The sequence below is a fragment of the Stenotrophomonas sp. PS02289 genome, from assembly GCF_029960115.1.
Taxonomy (GTDB): domain Bacteria; phylum Pseudomonadota; class Gammaproteobacteria; order Xanthomonadales; family Xanthomonadaceae; genus Stenotrophomonas.
In genome coordinates, this window is sequence record NZ_JASCOZ010000030.1 from 1 (window position 1) to 25,890 (window position 25,890).

The 25,890-nt window shown below is 63.6% G+C and carries 21 protein-coding genes; 12 read left to right on the top strand and 9 right to left on the bottom strand.

All coding sequences use genetic code 11. The features are described from left to right. Positions 1 to 389 precede the first annotated feature (389 nt). The 4 genes from QMX83_RS06500 to QMX83_RS06515 all read left to right on the top strand — a co-directional run bounded on the left by QMX83_RS06500 (position 390) and on the right by QMX83_RS06515 (position 5,011). Positions 390 to 608 carry a YdcH family protein gene (locus QMX83_RS06500; protein WP_125360122.1) on the top strand — a complete coding sequence of 73 codons (219 nt, stop codon included), beginning with the start codon at positions 390 to 392 and terminating at the stop codon, positions 606 to 608. Positions 609 to 749: 141 nt separating this feature from the next. Further along, positions 750 to 2,120, top strand: coding sequence for a pyridoxal-phosphate dependent enzyme (locus QMX83_RS06505; protein ID WP_282295822.1), 1,371 nt, complete (start codon positions 750 to 752; stop codon positions 2,118 to 2,120). Positions 2,121 to 2,231: 111 nt separating this feature from the next. After that, entirely contained in the window at positions 2,232 to 3,215 is a 984-nt protein-coding gene (locus QMX83_RS06510; protein WP_282295852.1) for a glycosyltransferase family 2 protein, read from the top strand. Then, entirely contained in the window at positions 3,212 to 5,011 is a 1,800-nt protein-coding gene (locus QMX83_RS06515; protein ID WP_282295823.1) for a DUF2142 domain-containing protein, read from the top strand. Before QMX83_RS06510 ends, QMX83_RS06515 begins: the two co-directional genes overlap by 4 nt. Positions 5,012 to 5,061: 50 nt before the next feature. Here QMX83_RS06515 and QMX83_RS06520 read toward each other — a convergent pair whose 3' ends face one another. From QMX83_RS06520 to QMX83_RS06545, 6 genes are all read right to left on the bottom strand, one after another. Beyond that, on the bottom strand, positions 5,062 to 8,346 hold the full coding sequence (locus QMX83_RS06520; protein ID WP_282295824.1) for a glycosyltransferase: 3,285 nt from the start codon (positions 8,344 to 8,346) through the stop codon (positions 5,062 to 5,064). A gap of 46 nt (positions 8,347 to 8,392) precedes the next feature. After that, a complete protein-coding gene (locus QMX83_RS06525) occupies positions 8,393 to 9,148 on the bottom strand; it encodes an ABC transporter ATP-binding protein (RefSeq protein ID WP_282295825.1) in 756 nt (251 codons plus the stop codon). A gap of 10 nt (positions 9,149 to 9,158) precedes the next feature. Beyond that, positions 9,159 to 9,938: an ABC transporter permease gene (locus QMX83_RS06530; RefSeq protein WP_282295826.1), complete on the bottom strand. Its 780-nt coding sequence runs from the start codon at positions 9,936 to 9,938 to the stop codon at positions 9,159 to 9,161. A 94-nt stretch (positions 9,939 to 10,032) separates the two neighbouring features. Next, positions 10,033 to 11,196, bottom strand: coding sequence for a PLP-dependent aspartate aminotransferase family protein (locus QMX83_RS06535; RefSeq protein WP_282295827.1), 1,164 nt, complete (start codon positions 11,194 to 11,196; stop codon positions 10,033 to 10,035). Between the two features lie 132 nt (positions 11,197 to 11,328). After that, a complete protein-coding gene (locus QMX83_RS06540) occupies positions 11,329 to 12,270 on the bottom strand; it encodes an electron transfer flavoprotein subunit alpha/FixB family protein (RefSeq protein WP_282295828.1) in 942 nt (313 codons plus the stop codon). Continuing rightward, complete coding sequence (locus QMX83_RS06545) at positions 12,270 to 13,016, bottom strand: electron transfer flavoprotein subunit beta/FixA family protein (RefSeq protein WP_282295829.1); 747 nt, start codon at positions 13,014 to 13,016, stop codon at positions 12,270 to 12,272. The genes QMX83_RS06540 and QMX83_RS06545 overlap by 1 nt, the downstream gene beginning before the upstream one ends. A gap of 287 nt (positions 13,017 to 13,303) precedes the next feature. Between QMX83_RS06545 and QMX83_RS06550 the strand changes: the two genes are divergently transcribed. The 6 genes from QMX83_RS06550 (at position 13,304) to rfbD (ending at position 18,173) form a co-directional block, all read left to right on the top strand. After that, positions 13,304 to 13,675 (top strand): EamA family transporter, encoded by a 372-nt coding sequence (locus QMX83_RS06550; protein WP_282295831.1) that lies wholly within the window; start codon positions 13,304 to 13,306, stop codon positions 13,673 to 13,675. A gap of 238 nt (positions 13,676 to 13,913) precedes the next feature. Then, positions 13,914 to 14,633, top strand: a complete 720-nt coding sequence (locus QMX83_RS06555; RefSeq protein WP_282295832.1) for a class I SAM-dependent methyltransferase — start codon at positions 13,914 to 13,916, stop codon at positions 14,631 to 14,633. A gap of 134 nt (positions 14,634 to 14,767) precedes the next feature. Continuing rightward, positions 14,768 to 15,823 (top strand): dTDP-glucose 4,6-dehydratase, encoded by a 1,056-nt coding sequence (gene rfbB, locus QMX83_RS06560; RefSeq protein WP_282295833.1) that lies wholly within the window; start codon positions 14,768 to 14,770, stop codon positions 15,821 to 15,823. 9 nt (positions 15,824 to 15,832) lie between these two features. Continuing rightward, complete coding sequence (gene rfbA, locus QMX83_RS06565) at positions 15,833 to 16,720, top strand: glucose-1-phosphate thymidylyltransferase RfbA (protein WP_282295834.1); 888 nt, start codon at positions 15,833 to 15,835, stop codon at positions 16,718 to 16,720. Continuing rightward, on the top strand, positions 16,717 to 17,274 hold the full coding sequence (gene rfbC / locus QMX83_RS06570; RefSeq protein WP_282295835.1) for a dTDP-4-dehydrorhamnose 3,5-epimerase: 558 nt from the start codon (positions 16,717 to 16,719) through the stop codon (positions 17,272 to 17,274). Before rfbA ends, rfbC begins: the two co-directional genes overlap by 4 nt. After that, positions 17,271 to 18,173, top strand: a complete 903-nt coding sequence (gene rfbD / locus QMX83_RS06575; protein WP_282295836.1) for a dTDP-4-dehydrorhamnose reductase — start codon at positions 17,271 to 17,273, stop codon at positions 18,171 to 18,173. The genes rfbC and rfbD overlap by 4 nt, the downstream gene beginning before the upstream one ends. 83 nt (positions 18,174 to 18,256) lie before the next feature. Here rfbD and QMX83_RS06580 read toward each other — a convergent pair whose 3' ends face one another. The 3 genes from QMX83_RS06580 to QMX83_RS06590 form a co-directional block, all read right to left on the bottom strand. Beyond that, positions 18,257 to 19,660, bottom strand: coding sequence for a mannose-1-phosphate guanylyltransferase/mannose-6-phosphate isomerase (locus tag QMX83_RS06580; RefSeq protein ID WP_282295837.1), 1,404 nt, complete (start codon positions 19,658 to 19,660; stop codon positions 18,257 to 18,259). A gap of 10 nt (positions 19,661 to 19,670) precedes the next feature. Beyond that, positions 19,671 to 21,020: a phosphomannomutase gene (locus QMX83_RS06585; protein ID WP_282295838.1), complete on the bottom strand. Its 1,350-nt coding sequence runs from the start codon at positions 21,018 to 21,020 to the stop codon at positions 19,671 to 19,673. A gap of 84 nt (positions 21,021 to 21,104) precedes the next feature. Next, positions 21,105 to 24,419, bottom strand: a complete 3,315-nt coding sequence (locus QMX83_RS06590; protein ID WP_282295839.1) for a DEAD/DEAH box helicase — start codon at positions 24,417 to 24,419, stop codon at positions 21,105 to 21,107. Positions 24,420 to 24,508: 89 nt separating this feature from the next. On the opposite strand from QMX83_RS06590, the gene QMX83_RS06595 reads away from it, so the two are divergent. Continuing rightward, on the top strand, positions 24,509 to 25,231 hold the full coding sequence (locus tag QMX83_RS06595; protein WP_282295840.1) for a CoA transferase subunit A: 723 nt from the start codon (positions 24,509 to 24,511) through the stop codon (positions 25,229 to 25,231). Position 25,232: 1 nt separating this feature from the next. Then, a complete protein-coding gene (locus QMX83_RS06600) occupies positions 25,233 to 25,862 on the top strand; it encodes a CoA transferase subunit B (RefSeq protein ID WP_282295841.1) in 630 nt (209 codons plus the stop codon). Positions 25,863 to 25,890 lie beyond the last annotated feature (28 nt).

The following is a 25,890-nucleotide window of genomic DNA, read 5'->3' on the forward strand; positions in this document are numbered from 1 at the left end:
CCGTTGGCCGGCCCATGCATCACTGAGGGCCGGCCAACGGCCGGCGCTACCGCAACTCCATGTTTCTGTTAGCTTTTCGTTCAACTGCGCGTTCAGGCTGAACCTCGACTGGCGCGCTTGGCCCATTTCAAATGAAACCCTTGAACCTGCCCGAAGGCAGGCGTAGGGTCGGTTGTCCGGGGAGCGATTTTGCGCCCCGGATGATTGGAGGGCCGGGCCGATGTACCAGGGGCACGCACCACAGCAGTTCGAAGTCCGGATCCCCCGGACGCTGCGTCAGGGTGCACCTGCGGTTTCGGTTGATGCCGGTTGCTCCACCCAAAGCCACGCCCCGCGCCGTCAGGCCGGGGCGTCTTTGTTTCTGCGATACAAGCGATAGGAGGTTCATCATGTTTGAAGGTCAGCCCCAGAGCGAGATCGACGCACGCCGCCAGCGTGACCCGGAATTCAAGGCGCTTTACGAACGGCACCAGAAGTTGAACAAGAAATGCATGGATGCCGAGCTGGGCGTACTTCCGATAGACGGTCAAACCCTGGGCCAGATGAAACGTGAGAAGCTGCTGGCCAAGCAGAAGCTCGAGCGCATGTACGCCTCCCCGCTCCACTGATACCTCACCCACGTCCATACCCAACCGCCGCGGGCGGTGTCCGTCACCTCGTCGACGGGCACCGTCCGCGTCGTTTTTTGGGGGCAGAATGTCGGATAATCGGGGGTCCGGCCGCATTGCGGCGCGAATTGATCTGACCCGATGGCCATCCACTCCTCCGTACTCGAACTCATTGGCAATACCCCCATCGTCAAGGCCCAGCGCCTGGACACCGGGGTGTGCGAGCTCTATCTGAAGCTCGAAAGCGCCAATCCGGGAGGGTCGATCAAGGACCGCATTGGCCTGTCGATGATCGAGGCCGCCGAGAAGCGCGGCGACCTCAAGCCGGGCGCGACCCTGGTCGAGGGCACCGCCGGCAACACCGGCCTGGGCCTGGCCCTGGTCGCCCAGCAGAAGGGCTACAAGCTCATTCTGGTGGTGCCCGACAAGATGAGTCGCGAGAAGATCTTCAACCTCAAGGCGATGGGCGCTGAAGTCCGCCTGACCCGCTCGGACGTGGCCAAGGGTCACCCCGAGTATTACCAGGACATGGCCCAGCGCGTGGCCGAGGAAACCCCCGGCGCGTACTTCATCAACCAGTTCGGCAACCCGGACAACCCGGCCGCGCACGAGTTTGGTACCGGTCCGGAAATCCTCGAGCAGATGGGCGGCGAGCTGGACGCCATCGTGTTCGGCTGCGGCAGCTCCGGCACCATGACCGGCCTGTCGCGCGCCTTCGCCAAGCTGTCGCCGAAGACCGAGCTGGTGCTGGCTGACCCGGTCGGCTCGATCCTGGCCGAGTACATCAACGACGGCAATCTGAACGACAAGTCCGGCAGCTGGCTGGTCGAGGGCATCGGCGAGGACTTCCTGCCGTCCATCTCCGACTTCAGCCGCGTCACCAAGGCCTACCCGATCACCGACGCGGAAAGCTTCCACACCGCGCGTGAGCTGCTGGGCAAGGAAGGCGTGCTGGGCGGTTCGTCCACCGGCACCCTGCTGGCCGCCGCCCTGAAATACTGCCGTGAGCAGACCACGCCGAAGAAGGTGCTGGTGCTGGTGCCCGACACCGGCAACAAGTACCTCTCCAAGATGTACAACGACTACTGGATGCTGGACAACGGCTTCCTGGAGCGTCCGCAGTTCGGCGACCTGCGCGACCTGATCCTGCGCCCGTACGGCCAGCGCGACACCGTTGTGATCGGCCCGAACGACCTGCTCACCACCGCCTACCAGCGCATGAAGCTGTACGACGTCTCGCAGCTGCCGGTGATGGAAGGCGACCAGCTGGTCGGCATCGTCGACGAAAGCGACGTGCTGCTGCACGTGTACGGCGACGAAGCCCGGTTCCGCGACAAGGTGTCCACCGCCATGGTCAGCAAGCTGGACCGCCTGGACGTGAAGTCGCCGATCGAGGCCCTGCTGCCGGTATTCGACCGCGGCCAGGTCGCCATCATCATGGACGGTGGCACCTTCCTGGGCCTGATTACCCGGATCGATCTGCTGAACTATCTGCGTCGACGGGTGCAGTAACCGTTGTCTCCGGACCGGATAACGGGTCCGTTTTTCTGGTTGCGCGCACTGCGCGTGACCCGCTGATCACCCGCGGTGGCATTGCTCGTCGCGCTCAACAGAGAATTCCTGATGGTTGCCAAGATCGCCGTAGTCATTCCCAGCTACAAAGTGAAGGAACACATTCTGGGGGTCATCGCGGCTGTCGGGCCTGAAGTAGGCCGCATCTACGTGGTTGACGATTGCTGCCCTGTCGGGAGTGGTGATTTCGTCGAAGCGAACTGTGCCGATCCCCGCGTCGTGGTGCTGCGACACCAGGTCAATCAAGGGGTGGGAGGCGCGGTGATGACCGGCTATCAGGCGGCCATCGAAGAGGGCGTGGACATCATCGTCAAGGTGGACGGGGATGGACAGATGGATCCTGCGTTGATCCCCAATTTTGTGGCGCCGATTCTTGCCGGTGAGGCCGATTACACGAAGGGTAATCGCTTCTACGATCTTGAGCGCATCAGCCAGATGCCGAAGCTGCGGCTCTTCGGCAATGCGGGGCTTTCGTTCCTGACCAAGCTTTCTTCCGGCTACTGGAACCTGTTTGATCCCACCAACGGCTACACGGCCATTCACCGTAACGTGGCAAGCCACCTTCCGATGGCCAAGATCAGCCGGCGCTACTTCTTCGAGACAGACATGCTGTTCCGGTTGAACACACTCCGCGCTGTGGTCATGGACGTGCCCATGCATGCCAAGTACGGCGATGAGGTCAGCAACCTCAAGATCTCCCAGGTGTTGAGCGAGTTTCTTACAAAGAATCTACGCAACTTCTGCAAGCGTGTCTTCTACAACTACTATCTGCGCAATCTTTCGCTTGCTTCACTCGAACTGCCGGCCGGGCTGATCCTGCTGCTGTTTGGCACCGTGTACGGTCTTCAGCATTGGCTGTTCAGTATCGATAGCGGCCAGGTTGCTTCCAGCGGCACGGTGATGTTGGCGGCCATGCCGGTGCTGGTCGGCGTGCAGTTCCTGTTGGCATTCTTCGGCCAGGACATCGCGTCCACGCCGCGTCATGCCATCCATAGGCGTCTGGATCGCTCCGCACTTTCCAAGGATCAGGCATGATGCGTGTCGTTGCTCAGCAGGAGGTCAAGGCTCCACAGGCGTGGCCCCTTTTCCTGATCGCCATGTTCATGTTGAGTCTGGTGTTCTCCGCGTTGACCCCGCCATTCCAGGCGCCGGACGAATTCGATCACGTCAAACGTGCTTACATGCTGGGCCAGGGGCGGATCCTGCTGGATTCAGTCAATGGTTCTCCGTCGGGCGGCGAAGTGGATAACGGGCTTCTCCAGTACATGGAGAGTTTCGTGCCGATCAAGGGTGTGGCGGCACGAAAGATGTCCAGCGACGAACTGCTCAATGCAGGTGGCGTGAAGTGGCAGGGGGCGTCCACCTTCCAGACCCCCGTCGGGACGGCCTATTACTTTCCCCTGATGTACGCGCCCCAGGCGATGGGGCTGGCGGTGGGCAAGGCGTTGGACATGAGCGTAGCCAAGTCATACCGGCTGGCGCGCGCATTCTCCCTGTTCGTCTCGATGCTGCTGCTGGCATTGGCATTCCGGCTCTATCGACCATCGGCAGCCGTCCTTGCGATCCTCGCGTTGCCCATGACGCTGTTCCTGTTCGGATCGGCAGTACTTGATCCGATGTCCACCGCGGTTGCGATCGTTGCCGTCGCGGCGTTCATGCGGATATCAGTAGACCGGGAGGCTACCGCACCCTGGGTATTCAATGTTTTTGCGGCGAGCGTCCTGCTGGTGTGTGCATGCCGGGCGAACATGTTGCCCTTGCTGCTCCTGCCCTTCGTGGCCTGGTGGTTCGTGCGCGATCGGCGTCTGCTTTACGTGGCGATCGGCGTTGCTGTGTTCGCGCTCGCGTGGACGTTGTTCACTGTGAAGACGACGGTGTATCCACCTAATCCGGGCCGCGGCGACCATGCTGCAAGGCTGCTCCACCTGTTGACCCACCCTGGCGAGCTGTTTGGCATTCTTTTCGCCACCTGGACCGACCGCGGCCGGATGTCCTTCTATGCCGTGTCCTTCCTGGGCGTTCTGGGTTGGCTGGATACGCCGTTCGGAGTGTCGTTCTATCGTGCGATGGGCGTAGCGCTGGCTGCAATTTCGCTGCTGTCGATCTCCATCGAGGGATGGCGCGAGAACGCCCAGGCGCGCATTGCATTGATAGTGGTCAGCCTCTCAGCTGTACTGATGACCTTCCTGGCGTTGCTCGTACAGTGGACCGACCCCACCTCTCCCACGGTGGATGGGGTGCAGGGAAGGTATCTGGTCATTCCGGCTATCTGTCTGCTTTATGCACTGACCACCGAAGCACGTCCGCGCGCTGACATCCGCTTCTACGCCACTCATGCGCTCCTCGCGCTTTTCCTCTGCGTAGGCGCATACGCGACGGCCAGCATCCTCGTCCAGCGCTATCACACCGCTGCTGCACAGCCTGAGCTGCCGATGGAGGAACTCAAGCCTTCTCCCGGATTGACCCGGGAGGATGCCGTTGAGCTGCATCTTTTGCCTGCCCAGGAGGAAGATCCGGAAGTGCTGACCTCCATTGCCGTCCGCTTTGGGACCTATATGACCCAACATGCTGGCCAGGCCAAACTGCGCATGTGGACGGACAGTGGCGAGGCGACTGAAATCCCGTTCGAGCTGTCCGAACTCGTGGACAACGAGTATCGAGAGTTCCCATTGGACGGCAAGCGCTATGTCGGCGGGGAGATCAAGTCGATCAGCGGCGACGGTGTAAGCGTGTGGGAAAGCCGGGACCAGGAAGATACGGCGACAAGCTGCGTTCTGCTGAAGACGGCAGAGAGCAAAGTGCGGCTGCCCCGGGCTTGCCCCCGTCCCTGAAAGCTGCCCCCGCCGCCAAGTGGGCGGGGGCATCCATCAGACACTGATGTTCACATCAAGGGTGCGCGCCATTGCACAGGATGGCGCGAGATCACGTCCTGCAGGTAGCCGGTCAGTTCCAACGCCTGTTCCTGGAACAGGCGGACCATATCGACGTGCGGATTCCGGTAGCCATCCAGCTGCGCCGGATTATCCAGCAAGCGCTCCAGTGCCTTCCTCAGCTCCGTGCCATCGTCATTGAGCGGAATGACGTTGCCATTCTCTCCGTCGACGATGTCTTCGATGACACCGCCGGCATCCGTTGCAATGACCCAGACGTCACGGATCAGCGCTTCACGCACGGAAAGTCCAAAGCTCTCCTTCCACTGCGTGGGGAACAGCAGTACGTCGATGTTTCCGAAGAAGTCGTCGATGTTCTCCTGGTTGTAAGCCGGAACCGTCTTGAAGGTTCCCGGCACCTTCCAGTTCTCTTCGAAGATCGACTGGCGTCCGAGATTCAACTCGTTGTCGACGACGCGCAGTTCGTAATTCACGTGCTGGGGAAGCTCGCGAAGTGCCTTCTTGATCAGGTTGCTGCCCTTGATCGGGCCTTCGCCGCCAACGAAGCCGAAGCGAATCGGCCGTTGGCTGGGGGGCGACCGTCGGTTCTCGGTGCGTGGCGGCACGATGCCATTCTTGTTCACGACCAAGCGACCGGGGTCGAAACCATTGTCCGCATAGATTCCCATGAAGAACTGGCTCGGCGAGAGCATCAAAGCCGCGCCTGTCAGGACCTCGTGAAGGCGATGCTGGCGGTATGGATTCATTGCCGGATTTGGAACGCAGCGCGAACAGACATCCAGATCAACCTTGCGCTGATAGCAGTACCGCCCCTCGTTGTTCACCATGAACTGCCTGTCGCAGATCCACCATGCGTCGTGGAGGGTTACCACGAACGGGATCCCCTCGTCCTGGCAGGCTTCGGCAATCTGGATGCCAATGCCCTGGATCGAGTGGATGTGAACTACGTCCGGACGCCACGAGCGAAGCACTTCGCGGAAGCCGATGACTGCGTAGGGATTGTCGAACTGATTGACCGGGTCGCTTTCATGGGGCAGCCCGATGGCGAACACCTCTGCGGCGGACGAGCGATAACGCGTCACCTTGTAGGCGTGCACGTCGGTAATCGGCAATGAGGTGAACATGCCATATTCGAGGTCGCCGTTGGCATTGATCAGTCGTGCCATCTGTTCCGCAACGATCGTGGCACCGCCAAAGCTGCGCGGTTCAAAGAAGATGTTCACTCCCAGTACGCGCGGCCTGCTGCGCTTCACTGGCGGTAGGGCGTCGGTGAGCAGCGGCTGCATCCGGCGTTCCGCGATGGCGTGAGGGGTGTAATCCTCCATCACATGCAGACGTGCCCGCTCACCGATCTCACGGCGCATCGTGGGATTGCCGAGTAAGGCAAGCAAATGCTCTTCCCACTCCTTGGGTGTCGTCGCCAGCATTCCGGTCACGCCATGCGTGATGGTCTCGCGATACTCGATGGTGGGGCTGCATACGCTCGGAATGCCGAGAATCGCAGCTTCAAGATACTTGATGTTGGACTTCGCGTCGTTGAAGACGGTGTCTTCCAGCGGCGCGATGTTGACCTGGCACTTGGCCAGGCGCTTCATGTACGTGCTGTAATCCGAGGGAGGCAGGCGTTCCACCTGTGCGTCGAACGCCTTGAACTCCGGAGGAAGATTAAGGTGGCCGATGATGGTGAGGCGCGCGTCGTAGCGCTTCTTCAGCACGGCAAGGATGCCCGCCGCCGCTGCCTTGAAGTCGGCATCATGGGCCTTCGATCCGGAGCCGTAGACAATACGGACAAGGCCATCACCGCGAGGCGGAGCGGCCTCGATCTCTTCTGCGGCCTCCAGCGTTTCCACATCCAGGGCGTTCTCGACGACCCAGGTACGTTCCACGCCAACCTGCTTCATCGCGTCTGCCAGTGCAATGGTCGAGGAGATGCACTCTCCGCAGGCCAGCATCGCTTGCCGGTACAGCGGGACGCCTGCCAGCAGCCCCTTCTTGAGCTGTGGGCTGAGATCGTGGATGTTGGAGTTGTTGAGATAGTGCTCACGATCAAAGATGAGGTCATCCACCTCCCAGAACGTGCGCACGCCCAGCTTCTTGGCCAGTGCGATTGTTTCCAACTGGTCCGGATAGCCGGGTACACGGTAGAAGATGGCAACACTGTGGGTGTTGAGCAGGCTGCGGGTGGATACCGTATCTGTCCAGTTGACGATCGTGCAGTCGACACCAAGCTCGCGGATCATCTGCTGCTTCTGCAGCACGCGGTACTTCAGGCACTGCGCCAGCCCAAGCTCGGCGACCAGCAGCACGCGCTGCTCCAGCGACTCGGTGGCAGCGGTTGCGGCAGGCAGCGCGTGGGTGGGTTTAAGTTTCCACGAGCGGCCGGGCTGCACGGAGGAGAGCAGCGAGGCAGGGTTGCGCAGTTGTTCCAGAATTCGGCGGCCGGCCTGTCGCACACCTTGCTCGCGGGTGATCCGCGCCGTCGTACGGGCCATCTGAAGCATTCGCATGACCAGATTGCGAATGCGCCGGACCGCGATGGTGGTGATGCGCAGTGGCGCGGTGATTCGCCAAGAGCGAGATGCCAGCAGGGCGCTGATCTGCGCCTGCGCGGCGCGCAGGTTCGACTGTGTGGCCTGGTGGCCGACAGCGGACGTCTGGCCGGTGCGACGCAACGCGATGATTCGGCGCTCTGCTTTCATCAACAGTTCTGCGGCCTGTTCATACGCCGCTCGCTGACGGTCGGCATTCAGTTCCACCTGTGCAAGACGCAGGCGTTCTTCCTGCAGCAGTGCGATGGCGTCGTCCAGCGTAAGGTCGTCTGGCAGGGCCGGGACCTCGACGGCTGCCACGGGCTTGTCGAGCATGGAACTCGGCAGCGCTGAGCCAATCAGCCAATGCAGTCCGTCACCAAGTGTGGCCATGGGTACGGGGCAATCGCGTGGCGGAATTCCGTGCAATACCAGGACGCCGTCCGCGCCCAGGCGCTTGACCCAGTCCATCAGCTGCCAACTGTCTGCAACGGTGTTGGCGTCCAGCATCATCATCCAACGGCCCGGGTAGTGCTCGCCCAGGCTCGTGGGGTGCTGCACGTCAAGAATGCTGATCCGGCGCGTCTCTGCCCACTTGATGAGGCTGCTGAAAACCGGTGACGACGCGCGTGCCGCGCGGATCACGGTGGTTGGTGTCAAGGTTTCCAACAACCACTTGCCGCGCTGCTCGGCATCCATGTCTGCGATGGAGCTGGTTGGCGTGTTGGAAGTGTCCGGCGTCGTCATTCAAATTGTTCCTGGCTTTGGCATTGCATCCCTTCTGGTGACATCGCTATTGGCCGCTCACGTACTTCTCGTAAGCAGAAACAACCGTTTCGGTGTCGCCACTCAAGCGAACCGAGCCGTTATCCATCCAGATCACTTTGTTGCAGACACGGCGGATCTCTTCATTGGAGTGCATGGCAAGCACTACGATGTCAGACCGGCCATGCAGGTCCTGGAGCCGCTGCTTGGCTTTCTGCATGAAGCCGGCATCGCCCACGCCCATCACTTCGTCCAGCAGCAGAATCTGTGCATCGACCGCGGTGGAAATGGCAAATGCCAATCTAACCCGCATGCCGCTGGAGTAAGTGCGAATGGGAAGATCCAGATAATCGCCGAGTTCGCTGAACTCGGCAATGCTGTCCTGCTTCTCAGCGATCTCTTCCTTGGTCATGCCCAGCAGCAGCCCGCGAAGGCGGATGTTCTGCCAGCCGGTGGAGTTGTCATCCATGCCCAAGCTGATATCGAGCAGCGGGACGACCTTTCCGTCCTGGGTCATGGACCCGCTGGTCGGGCTGTAGATACCCGCAAGAACACGCAGCAGCGTGGACTTGCCGGCACCGTTGTGCCCGATCAGTCCGACCCTGTCGCCGGTTTCCAGTCGAATGCTTACATCCTGCAGGGCGCGCACGATGACCACGCCATCGTTGCTGTCAGCGACGGCATTGGACCGGCCAAGGCGCATGACCTGGCGCTTGAGAGAACGGCCCTGCACCTCGTAGATGGGCAGATCCAGGTTGACGTTGTTGAGTTCGATAAAGGCCATGCTTGAATCCTCAGACCCAGTACGCAATGCGCTTGTGGTAACGGTGGGTCATGGCGAGGGCGACAGTCCAGCCGATCACCGCCATGGCGATGGTGACCCCCCACGTTCTCATGGACGGGACTTCACCCAGCAAGGGCTGGCGCACCACATTGAGCAGGTAAGCCAGTGGATTGAGGTTGACGATGAATGAGAACTTCGTCAGTGCCTCCGGTTTGTACATGATGGGGGTGATGTAGAACGCCACCTGCATGATGGCGGCCACGATCTGTGGGAAGTCGCGGAATCGCGCGGACATCAGGCCGGTCAGCGTGGCCATCCAGGTGGCATTTGCGATCAGCAGGATCAGTCCGGGGATGACCAGAGGAATCGTATCCCAGCGTTTGACGCCGAAGATCGCCAGAAGCAGCACCACAATGACCACATTGTGGGCAAAGATCAGCAGATTGCGCCACGGCACCTGCAGGATGTAGATGAACTTTGGCGTTGCAACCTGGCGGATATAGGACGCATTGCTGATGTATGCAGTGCTTCCTTCCTGGACGGTGTTGGTGAAAAGTCCCCACATGACCAGGCTGGCGGCAAGATAGGGCAGGTAGTCGCTCAGTTTCTGACCGAAGAGCGTGCCGTAGACAATGCCGATGGACGCGATGATCACGCCCATGCTGATCGTCAGCCAGAAAGGTCCAACGCGCGAGCGGGCGTAGCGCTGTCTGATTTCCAGCCAGCCCAGCAGCGTCCACAGACGCCACGAAACAAGGCTGCGCCTGAGATCGGAAATTGCTTCTTTCATCAAGGGATACTCAAAAGGTCACGGCGTGGGCCGAGACACGCAGCCAACAGTTCTGGCATTGGCTGCGTGTAACAGGGGGGCGAGTGTCGCAGGGTCAACGTCCCAGAGCGGCGTCGAGTTCTGCGCGAAGGTCTGCGATGTCTTCGGTGCCCACGGACAGGCGGATCAGGTTGTCGGTGATGCCGAGATGCTTGCGCTGAGCGGGTGGGATCGAAGCATGGGTCATGACGGCTGGAAGTTCGATCAGACTCTCCACGCCGCCGAGGGACTCAGCCAGCGCAAACAGCTTGCACTTTTCCAGCATACGGCGCGCTTTGGCACCATTGCCCTTCACGCGCAGCGAGATGATGCCTCCGAAGCCATCCATCTGGCGCTTGGCCAGGGCGTGCTGCGGATGGCTCTTCAAGCCCGGGTAGATCACGCTTTCCACCTTGTCGTGGCGTTCCAGCCAGCCGGCCAGTTCGAGCGCGCTCTCGCAATGTGCGCGCATGCGCAGATGCAGCGTCTTCAGGCCTCGCAGGGCCAGGAAGGAGTCGAACGGCCCGGCCACAGCGCCCGTCGAGTTCTGAAGGAAGCCCATGGTCTCGGCCAGTTCGGCGTTGGCCGCGACGACGATGCCGCCGACGATGTCGGAGTGGCCGTTGAGATACTTGGTCGCGGAATGCAGAACCAGATCGGCACCGTACTCCAGGGGGCGCTGCACCAGCGGCGAGCAGAAGGTATTGTCGACAACCAGCAGCAGTCCGTGCTTGCGGGCGAAGTCGCCCAGCTTTTTCAGGTCCACCACCTTCAGCATCGGGTTGGTCGGCGTCTCGGCCCAGATCATCTTCGTGGTGGGCTTGAGCGCGGCGCGCAGCGCGGTCAGGTCGTTCAGATCGACGTAGGTGAAATCCAGGCCGGCAGAACGACGGCGGACCCGCTCGAACAGGCGGTAGGTTCCGCCGTACAGGTCGTCCATGGCGATCACGTGATCGCCGGTGTCCAGCATGTCCAGAACCGTAGCCGCTGCCGCCAGGCCCGATGCAAACGCGAACCCTGCGTTGCCACCTTCCAGGTCAGCAACGCATGCCTCATAGGCAGCGCGCGTGGGATTCTGGGTGCGCGAGTACTCGTAGCCCTTGTGCTTGCCGGGGCTCTCTTGAACGTACGTGGACGTCGCATAGATCGGCGTCATGATGGCACCGGTCGACGGGTCCGGCTCCTGCCCGGCATGAATGGCGCGCGTACCGAGGCCGAGGAGGTTCTGGGTCTTTGCCATGCGATTAAACCTAGGGTCCGGAAATTAGAGAGTCGGCTATTCTAGGCCAAGCAGCACACTTGGCCTTGCCGCTTGATTCAGTTTCTTCAAGATGGCGTGTAGGGCGGCCAGTTCTGGCCGCCCTACGGGCGTTCAGCCAATTGCGGCTTCCAGCTCCGGCAGCAGGGTGAACAGATCCCCCACCAGCCCGATATCGGCAATCTCGAAGATCGGCGAATCCGGATCCTTGTTGATCGCCACGATGGTGCCGGCGTCCTTGATCCCAGTCAGGTGCTGGATGGCCCCGCTGATACCCACGGCCACATACAGCTCCGGCGCAATGATCTTGCCGGTCTGGCCGACCTGCAGGTCACTGGGCACGTAGCCGGCGTCCACTGCGGCGCGCGAGGCACCCACGGCGGCACCCAGCTTGTCGGCCAGCTGGAAGATGATCTTGAAGTTCTCTTCCGAGCCGACGCCACGGCCGCCGGAGACCACGCGCTTGGCGCTCTGCAGGTCGGGGCGGTCGCTGGCACCGGCGGCCAGGCCGATGAAGCGGGTGTGGGTCGGCAGGGCCGCATCCACGCTGGCCGCTTCCACGGCGGCGCTGCCGCCCTGGGCGGCTTCCGGCCACGAGGCCGCACGCACGGTGGCGACTACGATCTGGTCGGCCGGCACCTCAACGGTGATGACGGCGTTGCCGGCGTAGATCGGGCGCTTGAAGCTGTGTGCACCTTCCACGGTCATCAGGTCGGAGACCTGGTTCACGCCCAGCAGGGCGGCCACGCAGGGCATCAGGTCCTTGCCGAAGGTGGTCGAAGGGCCGAACACATGGGTGTAGCCCTTGGCCAGCTGGGCGATCTGCGGGGCCAGCACCTGGGCCAGTGCCTGCGCGTTGGCGGCATTGGCCACGGTCAGTACCTTGGCCACGCCGGCCAGCTGCGCGGCCTGGGCGGCCACGGCGGCCGGATCGGCGGCCAGCACGACCACGTCGATGCTCGCACCGCTGATCGCGGCGGCAGCACTGACGGTCTTGGCGGTGGCCGGGTTGAGCTTGCCGTCATGGTGTTCGGCAACAACAAGAATCCTGCTCATTACAGCAACCCCTTCTGCTTGAGTGCGGCCACCAGTTCGGCGGCGTCCTTGACCATCACGCCCTTGCTGCGCTTGCCCGGGGCGGCGTAGTGGGTGGTGTTGAAGGTATCGGCGGCGTCCACGCCCAGGTCGTCCAGCGGCAGGCTTTCCAGCGGCTTGGCCTTGGCCTTCATGATGTCCGGCAGCTTGATGAAGCGCGGCTCGTTCAGGCGCAGGTCGGTGGTGACCACGGCCGGCAGGTCCACTTCCAGAGTTTCCAGGCCGGCGTCGACCTCACGGGTGACCGTGGCCTTGCCGTCGGCGATCTCCAGCTTGCTGGCGAAGGTCGCCTGCGGGCGGCCCCACAGCGTGGCCAGCATCTGGCCGGTCTGGTTGGCGTCGTCGTCGATGGCCTGCTTGCCCAGAATCACCAGGTCCGGCTGTTCCTTTTCGATCAGCTTGAGCAGGGTGCGGGCGGCGGTCAGCGGCTGGATGGCCTGGTCGGTGACCACGTGGATGGCGCGGTTCGCGCCCATGGCCAGGCCGTTACGCAGGTGCGCCTGGGCGTCGGCCGGGGCGATCGTGGCGACCACGACCTCGGTGGCAATGCCCTTGTCGCGCAGGCGCAGGGCTTCTTCCAGGGCGATTTCGTCAAAGGGGTTGGGCGACAGCTTGACGCCGTCGGTGACCACGCCGGAACCGTCCGGCTTGACCTGAATGCGGACGTTGTAGTCCACCACGCGCTTGTACGCGACGAGGATTTTCATCTGGTACTGGATCCTTCACTAACTGGGGAACGTCCGGAGCCGGAATCGGCGGCCGGGGCGGGGGTGGGATCTGGATTCTAACTGTCATTGAGTCACCATGCGAATGCGTATGGTCGGCCGCGCCCTACCCGTTGATGGGCCGAATTTCCGATTCGGTGGTGGCTTGTATATGCTCGGCCTCCCCGCGATCGATGGCCTTGCGCCTGATGTGATCGCGGGCCATTTTTGCTGCCATGCAGCATTTTTTCGTCCAGCGCTGTTGGCCGCGCTTGTTCAGGGATTCTTTGATGTCACGTTCTGCTGCTGTTCTTACACCCACCGTCATCGCCATGATTCTTCTGACTCTGGCCATGCTTGCGTGCGGCCAGGTGCTGTTCAAACAGGCGTCGGCCCATCTCTCTTTCAGTCGCCCCGCCAGCTTCTTTTCAGGCACTTTAATTCTGGCCCTGTTCGTCTACGGCGCAGCCACGCTGCTCTGGCTGGCCGTGCTGGCGCGGGTTCCGCTGTCAGCGGCCTTCCCGTTCTATGGTCTGACATTCCTGCTTGTGCCTGCTTTTGCGTGGTGGCTGCTGAATGAGCCGATCAAGCCGCAGGTGTGGTTCGGTGCGGTGGTCATTCTGATAGGAGTGGTTATTTCATCGTGGGATACCGGGCGCTGATGTTGAAATAACTTTCATTGACTTCATTACCCGCCAAGCCTGATGCTGTGAGCCATTCCGTGAATGTTCAGGGGAAGGCTAGATGCTTCAAGTGGGAGAGCAGTGTCCCAGCTGTCGTCGCATGTTACGCGCGGGTATCCAGCCGTGGCATAGGGTGTGCGATGGCTGCACATATGAGGGGAGCGTCCTTGCCGTAGACATTGACGTGAACGGTCATGTCGAGGTTGTGGATGAAACCATGCGCGAGGAAGGCCTTGAGCATCTTCGCCAGCAGAACTTCCAGACGCTCACTTCCGATCTGGGGGCGAGAGTCGTTCGCGCCGATGGCTCGCGTCCGCGCCTGCTGGACGTGGGGTGTGCCCACGGCTGGTTTCTTGAGGCGGGCCGCGAGTACTTCGACGGCCTCGGTATCGAGCCCGATGCAAGAATTGCCTCCATAGCCGTTGCCAAGGGACTGAACGTGCGTCGCGGGTTCTTTCCCGATGTGTTGGACGAAGGCGAAACGTTCGACCTGATCATATTCAATGATGTGCTCGAACATATTCCCGACATCGATTCAGCGATGCGGGCGTGCGCCCGGCACCTGGCCCCTGGTGGGTGGGTTGTCGTCAATGCGCCCTCCAGAACGGGCGTGCTCTATCGCATTTCCAGAATAATGGCGAAGTTGGGTATGCCTGCCACCTTCGATCGAATGTGGCAGAAGGGTTTTCCGTCCCCGCACGTGCATTATCTGGATGATGCAAGCGTGGCCGCCATTGCAGGTAATACCGGTCTGCGGGTCTCGCATATCCGTAAACTCCCCTCCATGAGCAGCCGCGGCCTGTACGCCCGCATCCGTACGGATCGCAGCGTTTCCCCGGCCAAGGCGGCCGCTATTGCGGGGGTGCTGACCGTCGCGGGTCCGGTGTTGAGCATCATGCCGGCAGATATCAAGGTCTGGATGCTGCAGGCTGCCTGAAGCTGGTGCGAAATCCGGCAGCGGTCGTTGTTCACGATCGGCAAATCGCACGCAGCTTGTCGTTGTATGCTTCTCCTTTGGAAACCGGGCCGCGCAGCGCGCCCGGTGATGGAACCTAAACAGGAGAGCAGGTAGTGCCCACATGGCTTGTCACCGGCGGTGCCGGATTCATTGGCGGAAACTTCGTTCTGGAGGCCGTCGCCAAAGGCGTACGCGTCATCAATCTGGATGCGCTGACCTACGCGGGCAACCTGAAGACCCTGTCCTCGCTGGAAGGCAACCCGAACCACGTCTTTGTTCAGGGTGACATCGGCGACCAGTCGCTGGTCACCCGCCTGCTGGCCGAGCACCAGCCCGATGCGGTGCTGAACTTCGCGGCGGAAAGCCACGTGGACCGCTCCATCGACGGCCCCGGTGCCTTCATCCAGACCAATGTGGTCGGCACCCTCGGCCTGCTTGAAGCCGTGCGCGATTACTGGAAGGCGCTGCCCGCCGATAAGGGCGCGGCGTTCCGCTTCCTGCACGTGTCCACCGACGAGGTCTACGGCACCCTCGGTGAGACCGGCAAGTTCAGCGAAACCACCCCTTACGCGCCCAATTCGCCGTACTCGGCGTCCAAGGCCGCCTCGGACCATCTGGTGCGTGCGTTCCACCACACCTACGGGTTGCCGGTACTGACCACCAACTGCTCCAACAACTACGGCCCGTATCACTTCCCGGAGAAGCTCATTCCGCTGGTGATCGCCAAGGCGCTGGCCGGCGAGCCGCTGCCGGTGTACGGCGACGGCAAGCAGGTGCGTGACTGGCTGTTCGTGTCCGACCACTGTGAAGCGATCCGCACCGTGCTGGCCAAGGGCCAGGTCGGCGAGACCTACAACGTGGGCGGCAATTCGGAAAAGCAGAACATCGAAGTGGTGCAGGCCATCTGCGCACTGCTGGATGCCCGTCGTCCGCGCGAAGACGGCCAGCCGCGCAATAGCCAGATCACCTACGTGGCCGACCGCCCGGGTCATGATCGCCGCTACGCGATCGACGCCAGCAAGCTGAAAGATCAGCTGGGCTGGGAACCGAAGTACACCTTCGAACAAGGCATCGCCTTCACCGTGGACTGGTACCTGGACAACCAGGAATGGGTCAACGGCGTGCTGGACGGCAGCTACCGTCTGCAGCGCATTGGCACCAGTGCCTGAGGAGCTGACATGACGCAACGCAAGGGCATCATTCTGGCCGGTGGGTCCGGCACCCGGCTGTATCCGATCACCAAGGGCGTCAGCAAACAGCTGCTGCCGGTGTACGACAAGCCGATGATCTATTACCCCCTCAGCGTGCTGATGCTGGCGGGCATCCGCGATGTGCTGATCATCAATACCCCGCACGAACAGGCGCTGTTCCAGCAGTTGCTGGGTGACGGCTCGCAGTGGGGCATGAACATCGAATACGCCGTGCAGCCGAGTCCGGACGGGCTCGCGCAGGCGTACCTGATCGGTCGCGAGTTCGTGGGCGGGAAGCCGAGTTGCCTGGTATTGGGTGACAATATTTTCCACGGCCATGGCCTGAGCGAAGTGCTGCGCAGCGCGGATGCGCGCGAAACCGGTGCCACTGTATTCGGTTACTGGGTCAATGATCCGGAACGCTACGGCGTGGCAGAGTTCGGGAAGGACGGCAAGGTGATTGACCTGGTCGAGAAGCCCGCCAATCCGCGCTCCAACTACGCAGTTACCGGCCTGTACTTCTACGATGGCAACGCCAGCGACTACGCCGCAGAACTGAAGCCTTCACCGCGTGGCGAACTGGAAATCACCGACCTCAACCAGCGCTACCTGCGTGAGGGCAACCTGCACCTGGAGGCACTCGGTCGCGGTTATGCCTGGCTGGATACCGGCACTCACCAGTCGTTGCTGGAAGCGTCCAACTTCATCGAGACCATCCAGACTCGACAGGGCCTGCAGGTCTGCTGCCCTGAAGAAATCGCCTTCGGCAAGGGCTGGATCAGCGCCGAACAACTGGAAGCGCTGGCTGCACCGCTGATCAAGAACGGCTACGGCCAATACCTGCACAAGATGGCCGTACGAGGAGTGGTGCCGTGAAAATCATTGAGACCAAATTGCCTGGCTGCGTAGTAATCGAGCCGGCGGTATTCGGCGACGAGCGCGGCTTCTTCTTTGAAACCTGGAACGCCGAGCGTTTCGGTCAGCACGGCCTGCCGACCAAGTTCGTGCAGAGCAATGTGTCCACGTCCGCAAAGGGCGTGCTGCGTGGCCTGCATTACCAATGGCCGCGCCCGCAGGGCAAGCTGGTCAGCGTGCTGGAAGGTGAGGTGTACGACGTGGCCGTGGACATCCGTCGCGGCTCGCCTACCTTCGGTCAGTGGGAAGCGGTCGTGCTGAGCGCGGAGAACAAGAAGCAGTTCTGGATTCCGGAAGGCTTTGCACACGGCTTCGCCGTGCTGTCTGAGCGTGCGGTCTTCAGCTACCTGTGCACCGAGGTTTACCTGAAGGACTTCGACGCCGGCGTGCGCTGGAACGACGCCGACATCGCCGTGGACTGGCCGATCAGTGGGCCCACCCTCTCCGCAAAGGACGAAGCGGCACCGTTCCTGAAGGACATCGCGGAAGATCGTCTGCCGGTCTATACCCCATGACGCAGATACTGCTGTTTGCGGGCAACGGCCAGCTCGGCCAGGAACTGCTGCGCGCGCTGGCCCCGCTCGGCAGCGTGATTGCCACGACTCGCAGTGGTCAGCTGGCCGACGGTACGCCGTGCGAGATAGCGGACTTCAACGAGCCCGAGGCCCTGGCTGCGCTGCTGGACCGCGTCAGGCCCGACTGGGTGGTCAACGCCGCCGCCTACACCGCTGTGGACCGCGCGGAAGAGGATCGCGATGCCGCCTGGCGCGCGAACGCCGAAGCCCCGGGCGTGATCGCACGCTGGTGCGCCGCGGCTGGCGCGCCGTTGGTGCATTACTCGACCGACTACGTCTTCGACGGGCAGGGCACGCGCCCCTACCGCGAGGACGACGCCACCGCGCCGCTGGGCGTTTACGGGGCCAGCAAGCTGGCCGGTGAGGAGGCGATCCGCGCCGCGGGCGGCCGCCACCTGATCTTCCGCACCGCGTGGGTCTATGCCTCGCACAGCGCGAATTTCCTGCGCACCATGCTGCGCGTGGGGGCCGAGCGTGATGTGTTGCGCGTAGTGGCCGACCAGGTGGGTACGCCAACGCCTGCGGCGCTGATTGCGGATGTCACCGCACAGGTGCTGCAGCATCCGGGTACGCTGAGTGGCACCTGGCACCTGACTCCCAATGGTGAGACCAGCTGGCACGGGTTTGCCGAAGCGATCTTTGCGGCGGCGGTTGCCCAGGGCGTGCTGGAACGTGCGCCCAAGGTGGAGCCGATCACCACCGCCGAGTATCCGACCCCGGCCAAGCGTCCGGCGTATTCGCATCTGGATGTCAGCAAGCTGGAATCGGATTTCGATATCCGTCTGCCCAGTTGGCAGCAGGGCCTGAGTGGTGTGATCGCCCAGATCCCCCGCCCGTAGAGCCACGCCCTGCGTGGCTGACGCACCGCCAGCGCACCAAAGAAAAACCCGGCCAAGGCCGGGTTTTTTATTGCCGCCGAGCGTCACGCCCGACCGTACGTATCCTCAAACCGCACGATGTCATCCTCGCCCAGATAGCTGCCCGACTGCACCTCGATCAGCTCCAGCGGCAGCTTGCCCGGGTTCTTCAACCGGTGGGTCACACCCAGCGGAATGTAGGTGCTCTGGTTTTCGGTGAGCAGCAGCACTTCCTCGCCGCGGGTCACTTCAGCGGTGCCGCTGACCACGATCCAGTGCTCGGCACGGTGGTGGTGCATCTGCAGGCTCAGCGTGGCACCCGGCTTCACCGTGATGCGTTTGACCTGGAAGCGCTCGCCATGGTCGATGGAGTCATACGCACCCCACGGGCGATAGACCTTGCGGTGCCAGGTGGCCTCCGGCCGTGCGTCGGCCTTCAGCTGTGCCACCACCTGCTTGATCTCCTGCATGCGGTCGCTCTTGCCCACCATCACCGCGTCATCGGTTTCCACCACGATCACGTCGTCCAATCCGACCAGCGCAATCAGACGCTCGCCATAGGCATAGGTGTTGCGGCAGTCGATGGCGATCACATCGCCGTGGTGCGCGTTGCCGTCGCTGTCCTGCTCGGACACGTCGCGCAGCGCGGTCCACGAGCCCACGTCGTTCCAGCCCGCATCCAGCGGCACCACGACGGCGTCAGCGGTCTTTTCCATCACCGCATAGTCGATGGAATCGGCAGGAACGGCAGCAAACGCGTCTTTACCCAGACGGGTGAAGTCACTGTCACGGCGTGCCTGTTCCCACGCGGTGCGGCTGGCGCTGAGCATGGCCGGCTGGAAACGCTCCAGCTCGGCCAGATACCGTGAGGCCTTGAACAGGAACATGCCGCTGTTCCAGAAGTATTCGCCCGACTGCACGTACTGCTCGGCCGTGGCCAGGTCCGGCTTCTCGACGAAACGATCCACCGCACGCACCACCTCACCGGCAGCGGCCTTGATGTAGCCATAGCCGGTCTCCGGACCGGTCGGCACGATGCCGAACGTCACCAGCTTGCCCGCCTGCGCGGCCGGCACTGCGGCCAGCACCGCACGACGGAAAGCGGCTTCGTCGGCAATCACGTGGTCCGAGGGCAGCACCAGCAACAGCGCATCATCGCCGTCACGGGTGGCTTCCAGCGCAGCGACCGCAATCGCCGGTGCCGTATTGCGGCCCACCGGCTCCAGCAGGATCGCCTGCGGCTGCACGCCCAGCTGCTGCAGCTGCTCGGCGGCCACGAAGCGGTGTTCCTCGTTGGCCACCACCAGAGGGGCGCGGCCGGCGATGGGCGCTACCCGCTGCCAGGTCGCCTGCAGCATGGTCTGCTCGCCCGCCAAGGCCAGGAACTGCTTGGGGTAGGCCTCGCGCGAGAGCGGCCACAGCCGCGTGCCCGAGCCGCCAGAAAGGATGACAGGAAGCAGATCGTTCATGGGCGTCGCCTCAGGAGGCCTTCAGCAGCTGGGAAATTTCGTCGGTGCGCTGCTGCAGCAGCGCCGCATCGCCACGGGTTTCCACGTTCAAACGCAGTAGCGGCTCGGTGTTGGAGCTGCGCAGGTTGAAGCGCCACTCGCCGAAATCGGCGCTGATGCCGTCGGTGTGGTCCAGCGTCGGGCCGTGCGAGGCGAAGTGCTCCATCACGCCGGCCACGGCCAGCTTGGCGTCGGCCACCTTGAAGTTGATCTCGCCGCTGCAGGGGAACTTCTGCATGCGTTCTTCGACCAGCTCGGCCAGCGACTGCCCCGTTTCGGAGACCAGCGCAGCAATCAGCAGCCAGGGGATCATGCCCGAGTCGGCGTAAGCGAATTCGCGGAAGTAATGGTGCGCGCTCATCTCGCCGCCGTACACGGCGTCTTCGGCGCGCATCTTCTCCTTGATGAAGGCATGGCCGCTCTTGCACAGCACGGCCTTGCCGCCCGCGTCCTCGACCATCTCCACGGTGTTCCACAGCAGGCGCGGGTCATGCACCACCTTGCCGCCGGGCTGGCGGGCCAGGATGGCCTTGGCCAGCAGACCGACCAGGTAATAGCCCTCGATGAAGCGGCCGGTGTGGTCGAAGAAGAAGCAGCGATCGAAGTCGCCATCCCAGGCGATGCCGAAGTCTGCGCCATGCTCGCGCACGGCCTGCGCGGTCATCTCGCGGTTTTCCACCAGCAGCGGGTTGGGAATACCGTTGGGGAAGCTGCCGTCGGGTTCATGGCAGATGCGGATGAACTCCAGCGGCAGGTGCGGGGCGAGCAGATCCACAATGGCCCCCGCGCCGCCGTTGCCGGCATTGACCACCAGCTTGAGCGGCTTCAGGGCGCTGGCATCCACGTAGCTGAGCAGGTGCGCGATATAGGCGCTCTTGTCAGGGTGGGACTGCTGCCCGGCAGTGGGTGCCGGCGGCGGCGCGGTGTCGGCCTCGGCCGCGTCGGAAATGGCGAACAGACCGGTATCGGAGCTGATCGGCCGTGCCTGCTCGCGCACCAGCTTCATGCCGTTGTAGTCCATCGGATTATGGCTGGCGGTGACCATGACGCCACCGGCGGCCTTCAGGTGATCCACCTGGAAGTACACCTCTTCGGTGCCACACAGCCCGATATCCAGCACCTCGCGACCCGCGCCACGCAGGCCAGCGGCCAGCGCGTCCTGCAGGGCGGGGCTGGTCAAGCGCACGTCGTGGCCAACGACCACGGTGCCTGGCTTGAGCTGGGCGGCCAGGGCCACGCCGATGCGGCGGGCCAGATCTTCGTTGAGTTCCTCCGGAACCCGGCCGCGGATGTCGTAGGCCTTGAATGCGGGAAGCGTCATAACAGTCCTTCTGCAAGTCAGCGCACTAGTTTAGCGGCTGACCTGTTCAGGTGCTGTCTTCCTGGCTGGGCGCTTGGCCCCCAGTCAGCCGCGCGGGGACGTCCGGCCCACCGCCCCCGGCAACGGGGCCAACAGCGCCTGCAGATCCTCGTCGCTGAAGCGCGGCCCGGTGACACCGCCGCCATCCAGTATGGTCTCGGCCAACGCCGCTTTGCGCTCCTGCATCTGCGCGATGCGCTCTTCGATGCTGCCGGCGGCAATCAGCTTGTAGACGAACACCGGCTGGTCCTGGCCGATGCGGTGTGCGCGGTCGGTGGCTTGGTTTTCGGCCGCCGGGTTCCACCAGGGGTCGAAGTGGATCACGGTGTCGGCCCGGGTCAGGTTCAGGCCGACGCCACCAGCCTTGAGGCTGATCAGGAAGATCGGAACCTCGCCCTGCATGAAGCGCTGCACGGGCGTCTGCCGGTCGCGGGTCTCGCCGGTCAGTACCACGTGCGCCAGGCCCAGCTCATCCAGCAGAGGGCCCAGCAGCTTCAGCATGCCGGTGAACTGCGAGAACAGCAGAATGCGCCGGCCTTCCTCGACCATCTCCGGCAGCATCTCGCGCAGCAGTTCCAGCTTGGCCGACGCCGCAGCGGTGGTGGCATGGCTGCTGGGCAGCAGGCGCGGGTCGCAGCAGACCTGGCGCAGCTTGAGCAGGGCGTCGAGCACCACGATGTGGCTGCGCGCCAGGCCCTGTTCGGACACGGCCTGGCGGACCTTCTCCTCCATCGTGGCGCGCACGGTTTCGTACAGGTCGCGCTGGGCACCTTCCAGCACCACGCTGCGCGTGATCAGCGTCTTGGCCGGCAGCTCGGTGGCCACCTCGTCCTTGCGCCGGCGCAGCATGAACGGGCGCATGCGCTGGGCCAGCCATTGTGCGCGCTGGGTATCGCCGTGGCGTTCGATGGGATGCCGCCACTGCTGGTTGAACACCTTTTCACTGCCCAACAGACCCGGCAGCAGGAAGTCGAACTGGGTCCACAGCTCGCCCAGATGGTTCTCCAGCGGCGTGCCGGTCAGGCACAGGCGGTGCTCGGCCTTCAGCACACGCAGGGTCATGGCGGCGCGCGATCTCGGATTCTTGGCCTGCTGCGCCTCGTCCAGCACCAGCAGGTGCCAGTGGTGTTCCCGCAGCACGTCTTCGTCGCGCCACAACAACGCGTAGGTGGTCAGTACCAGGTCGTGCTCGGCGATCTGGTCAAAACTCTCGGCGCGCGTGGGCCCGTGCAGTACCAGCACGCGCAGGTCGGGGGTGAAGCGCTCGGCTTCGCTCTGCCAGTTGCCGAGCAACGAGGTCGGCACCACCACCAGCACCGGCTGCTGCAGGCGACCGGCTTCTTTTTCCAGCAGGATGTGCGCAAGCGTCTGCAGCGTCTTGCCCAGGCCCATGTCGTCGGCCAGTACACCTCCCAGCGCGTTCTGGCGCAGATGCTGCAGCCAGCTCAAACCCTCCAGCTGGTAGTGACGCAGCGTGGCCTGCAGGCCATTGGGGACCGCGGCCGGCACCATCGCGGGGCCGTCGAGCAGCCGTTGGGCTACGGCACGCGCTGCGTCGTTCCCCTTGAACTGCAGGCCAGCGCTGTCGTGCAGGGTGCGCAGCCGCGCGTAATCGTGCTGGGCTACGCGCAGGCGCGGGCGGCGCGGACCGAACAGGTCGCCGAGCAGCGCGATCAGCGGTTTCAGCCGTCCTGCCCGCAGTGCCAGCCGGCGTGGGCCGGTGGCTGGCAGCAGTACCAGTTCGTCGTCGTCGATGCCGGATGCCTGGCCGCGCGACCAGCGCGGGTCCGTGTTCAGTACCTGCTGCAGCAGCGGTGCCAGCGGCAAGGTCTGGCCGTCCACCTCGATGTCCAGCCCGAGCTCGAACCACCCGCTGTCCTTCGGGTCCGGCTGAACGTCCAGGGTGATCGATTCGACCTCCTCCACACTGTGGCGGAAGTCGGGATCGGGCTCGACGCGCCAGCCCAGCGCCAGCAGCTGCGGCACCTTCTCATGCACGAAACGCGCCCAGTCGCCGCTCTGCGGCTGGAACTGCGCGGCATTGCCGGGCAGGGCGACCACCGGCCGGGCATCGCGGTACAGCCCCGCCGCCTGCAGTTCGCGTTCGCGTTGTTGTTCTTCCACCGGGTTACGCGTCAGCAGGCGCAGTTGCCCCTGTTCGTCCTGGACGAACACCGAGGGGTCACCCAGATGCCGCGTCACCTCGCCATACTCGAACACGGCGCTGGCGAAATCGCGCGACTCGGACGGGTCGCGCTCGCGCAGCCACGGCGGGCGGTACTCGGTGCTGTGCAGGCGCAGCACCGGCACCAGCGGGGGCGATTCCAGCGTTTCCCAGGCACCGCCATCGATCGGGTGGGGCAGGGCGGGATTGATCTGCTGCAGGGTCTGGCCGACCAGTGCGGCTTCGTCGGGAAACACCACTGGCAGCGCCAGGAAGGCTGCGGCGTCCTCGGCGGTCACGTCCAGCCGCAGTGGGCCGACCTCGCCGGACTGCTCGTCCACGTAACCGCCCGAGCGGCCCAGCACCACGCCCTTGGCTCCACCGTCCACCTGCAACGTGGGGGCGACCGCCACGCCAGTGGAATGTTCGAGCGTGCGCCAGCCGAGCGTGGCGGCGCGCGCCGCCGCCCAGCGGGTGGGCACGGGGTTGTCGGCGTCGGCCACGAAGGCGCGGCCGGTCGCCACGATCTGCTGCATCAGGGCGGCGATATCGACCCGGTTGCGATGATCGGGGTGCTGCATCAGCAGCCACACCTGGGAAAGGACCGCCACGTCGTCCTGGCCCAAGTAGACGGCCGGGGTCAGGAACATGTCGGGCACCAGGTTCAGCAGCTTCTCGCGCTTGACCGTGCCGTCTGCGGCGCGCTTGGTGCGGTAGATGAAAACCGAGAGCCGGTGCTCGAACACCGACAGTTCGTAGGCCAGGCCGCGCGCCGGCCCGGTGGGGACCGACGGCCCGGCGGGACCGCCGCTGCGCGCGTGCCAGCGCGACAGTGCCTGCAGCAGCTCGGCGCGCGGTGACGGTGGCAGTGCGGGCTGGGGGGCGGCGGGTGCCGGCTGTTCTTCCGGGACGTCGGCCAGCTGCAGCCCCTTGGTGACGACCGCCGCGAGGTGTTTGCAGTTCTGCCCCACCGGGCAGCTGCATTCGGCCACCAGCTTGCTGCGCGTGGTACGGGTGCTGGCGCGCAGGTCGACCCACGCGTGGTAGGGGCGGCGCGCGCTGCCTTGCACCAGCGCGGTGAGCTGGTCGTTCTGCAGGCGCAGCTGGCTGACCGCGAGCCGGTAGTTCGCGCCTTTCTCCAGCGTCCACGTGTCGAACCAGCGCCGGATGTCGTCCTGCGTGTAGGTGGCTGTCATGAGGGGTCTCCTGCTTTGTTGCGCCGCACTCAGACGCGTCATCCGGTGTCGCTAGAATGGGTCATTATCACCGAGCAAGGTAATCTGGAATGGAACGACCTACCTCCAAGAGCAAGCGCTACCCCAGCGCGGCACAGGCGCTGCAAGGTGCCGTGGCTGATGGCCAGACCCTGGCGGTTGGCGGATTCGGCCTGTGCGGCATTCCCGAGGCGCTGATCGCGGCCTTGCGCGACACCGGGGTGAAGGACCTCACGGTCATTTCCAACAATGCAGGCGTAGACGGTTTTGGCCTCGGCCAGCTGCTGGAAACCCGCCAGATCAAGAAAATGATCTCGTCCTATGTGGGCGAGAACAAGGAGTTCGAGCGCCAGTTCCTGGCCGGTGAACTGGAACTGGAGTTCAACCCGCAGGGCACCCTGGCCGAGCGCCTGCGTGCCGGTGGGGCCGGCATTCCGGCCTTCTTCACCGCCACCGGTTACGGCACCGTGGTCGCCGAGGGCAAGGAAACCCGCGAATTTGACGGCAAGCACTACGTGATGGAAACCGCGCTGCGTGCCGACGTTGCGCTGGTGAAGGCCTGGAAGGCCGACGAAGCCGGCAACCTGGTGTTCCGCAAGACCGCGCGCAACTTCAACCCGGCCTGCGCGATGGCCGGCAAGCTGTGCATCGTGGAAGTGGAAGAGGTGGTGCCAGTCGGCAGCATCGACCCGGACCAGGTGCACCTGCCCGGCATCTACGTGCACCGCATCGTGCACAACCCCACCCCGGAAAAGCGGATCGAACAGCGCACCGTGCGTGCGGAGGGCAACTGAGATGGCATGGACCCGCGATGAAATGGCGCAGCGCGCCGCCCGCGAACTCACTGACGGCGCGTACGTGAACCTGGGCATCGGCCTGCCCACGCTGGTGGCCAACCACATCCCCGAGGGCGTGGACGTGTGGCTGCAGTCCGAGAACGGCCTGCTCGGTATTGGTCCGTTCCCGACAGAAGCGGAAGTGGACGCCGACCTGATCAACGCCGGCAAGCAGACCGTCACCGCGCGTGCCGGGGCCAGCTACTTCGGCAGCCACGACAGCTTCGCGATGATCCGCGGCGGTCACGTGAATCTGGCGATTCTCGGTGCCATGCAGGTCACCGACAAGGGCGACCTGGCCAACTGGATGGTGCCCGGCAAGATGGTCAAAGGCATGGGCGGTGCGATGGATCTGGTCGCCGGCGTGCAGCGCGTGGTGGTGCTGATGGAGCACACCGCCAAAAACGGCGAACACAAGATCCTGCCGGAGTGCACCCTGCCGCTGACCGGCGTGGGCGTGGTGGATCGGATCATCACCGATCTTGCCGTGTTTGACGTGACCGACAAGGGCTTGGTGCTGGTGGAAGCGGCACCGGGTGTCAGTTCGGATGAGCTGAAGGAAAAGACCGGCGTCGCTTTCGCCGGCTAAGCAGGTAGGTCGCGACCGTTGGTCGTGA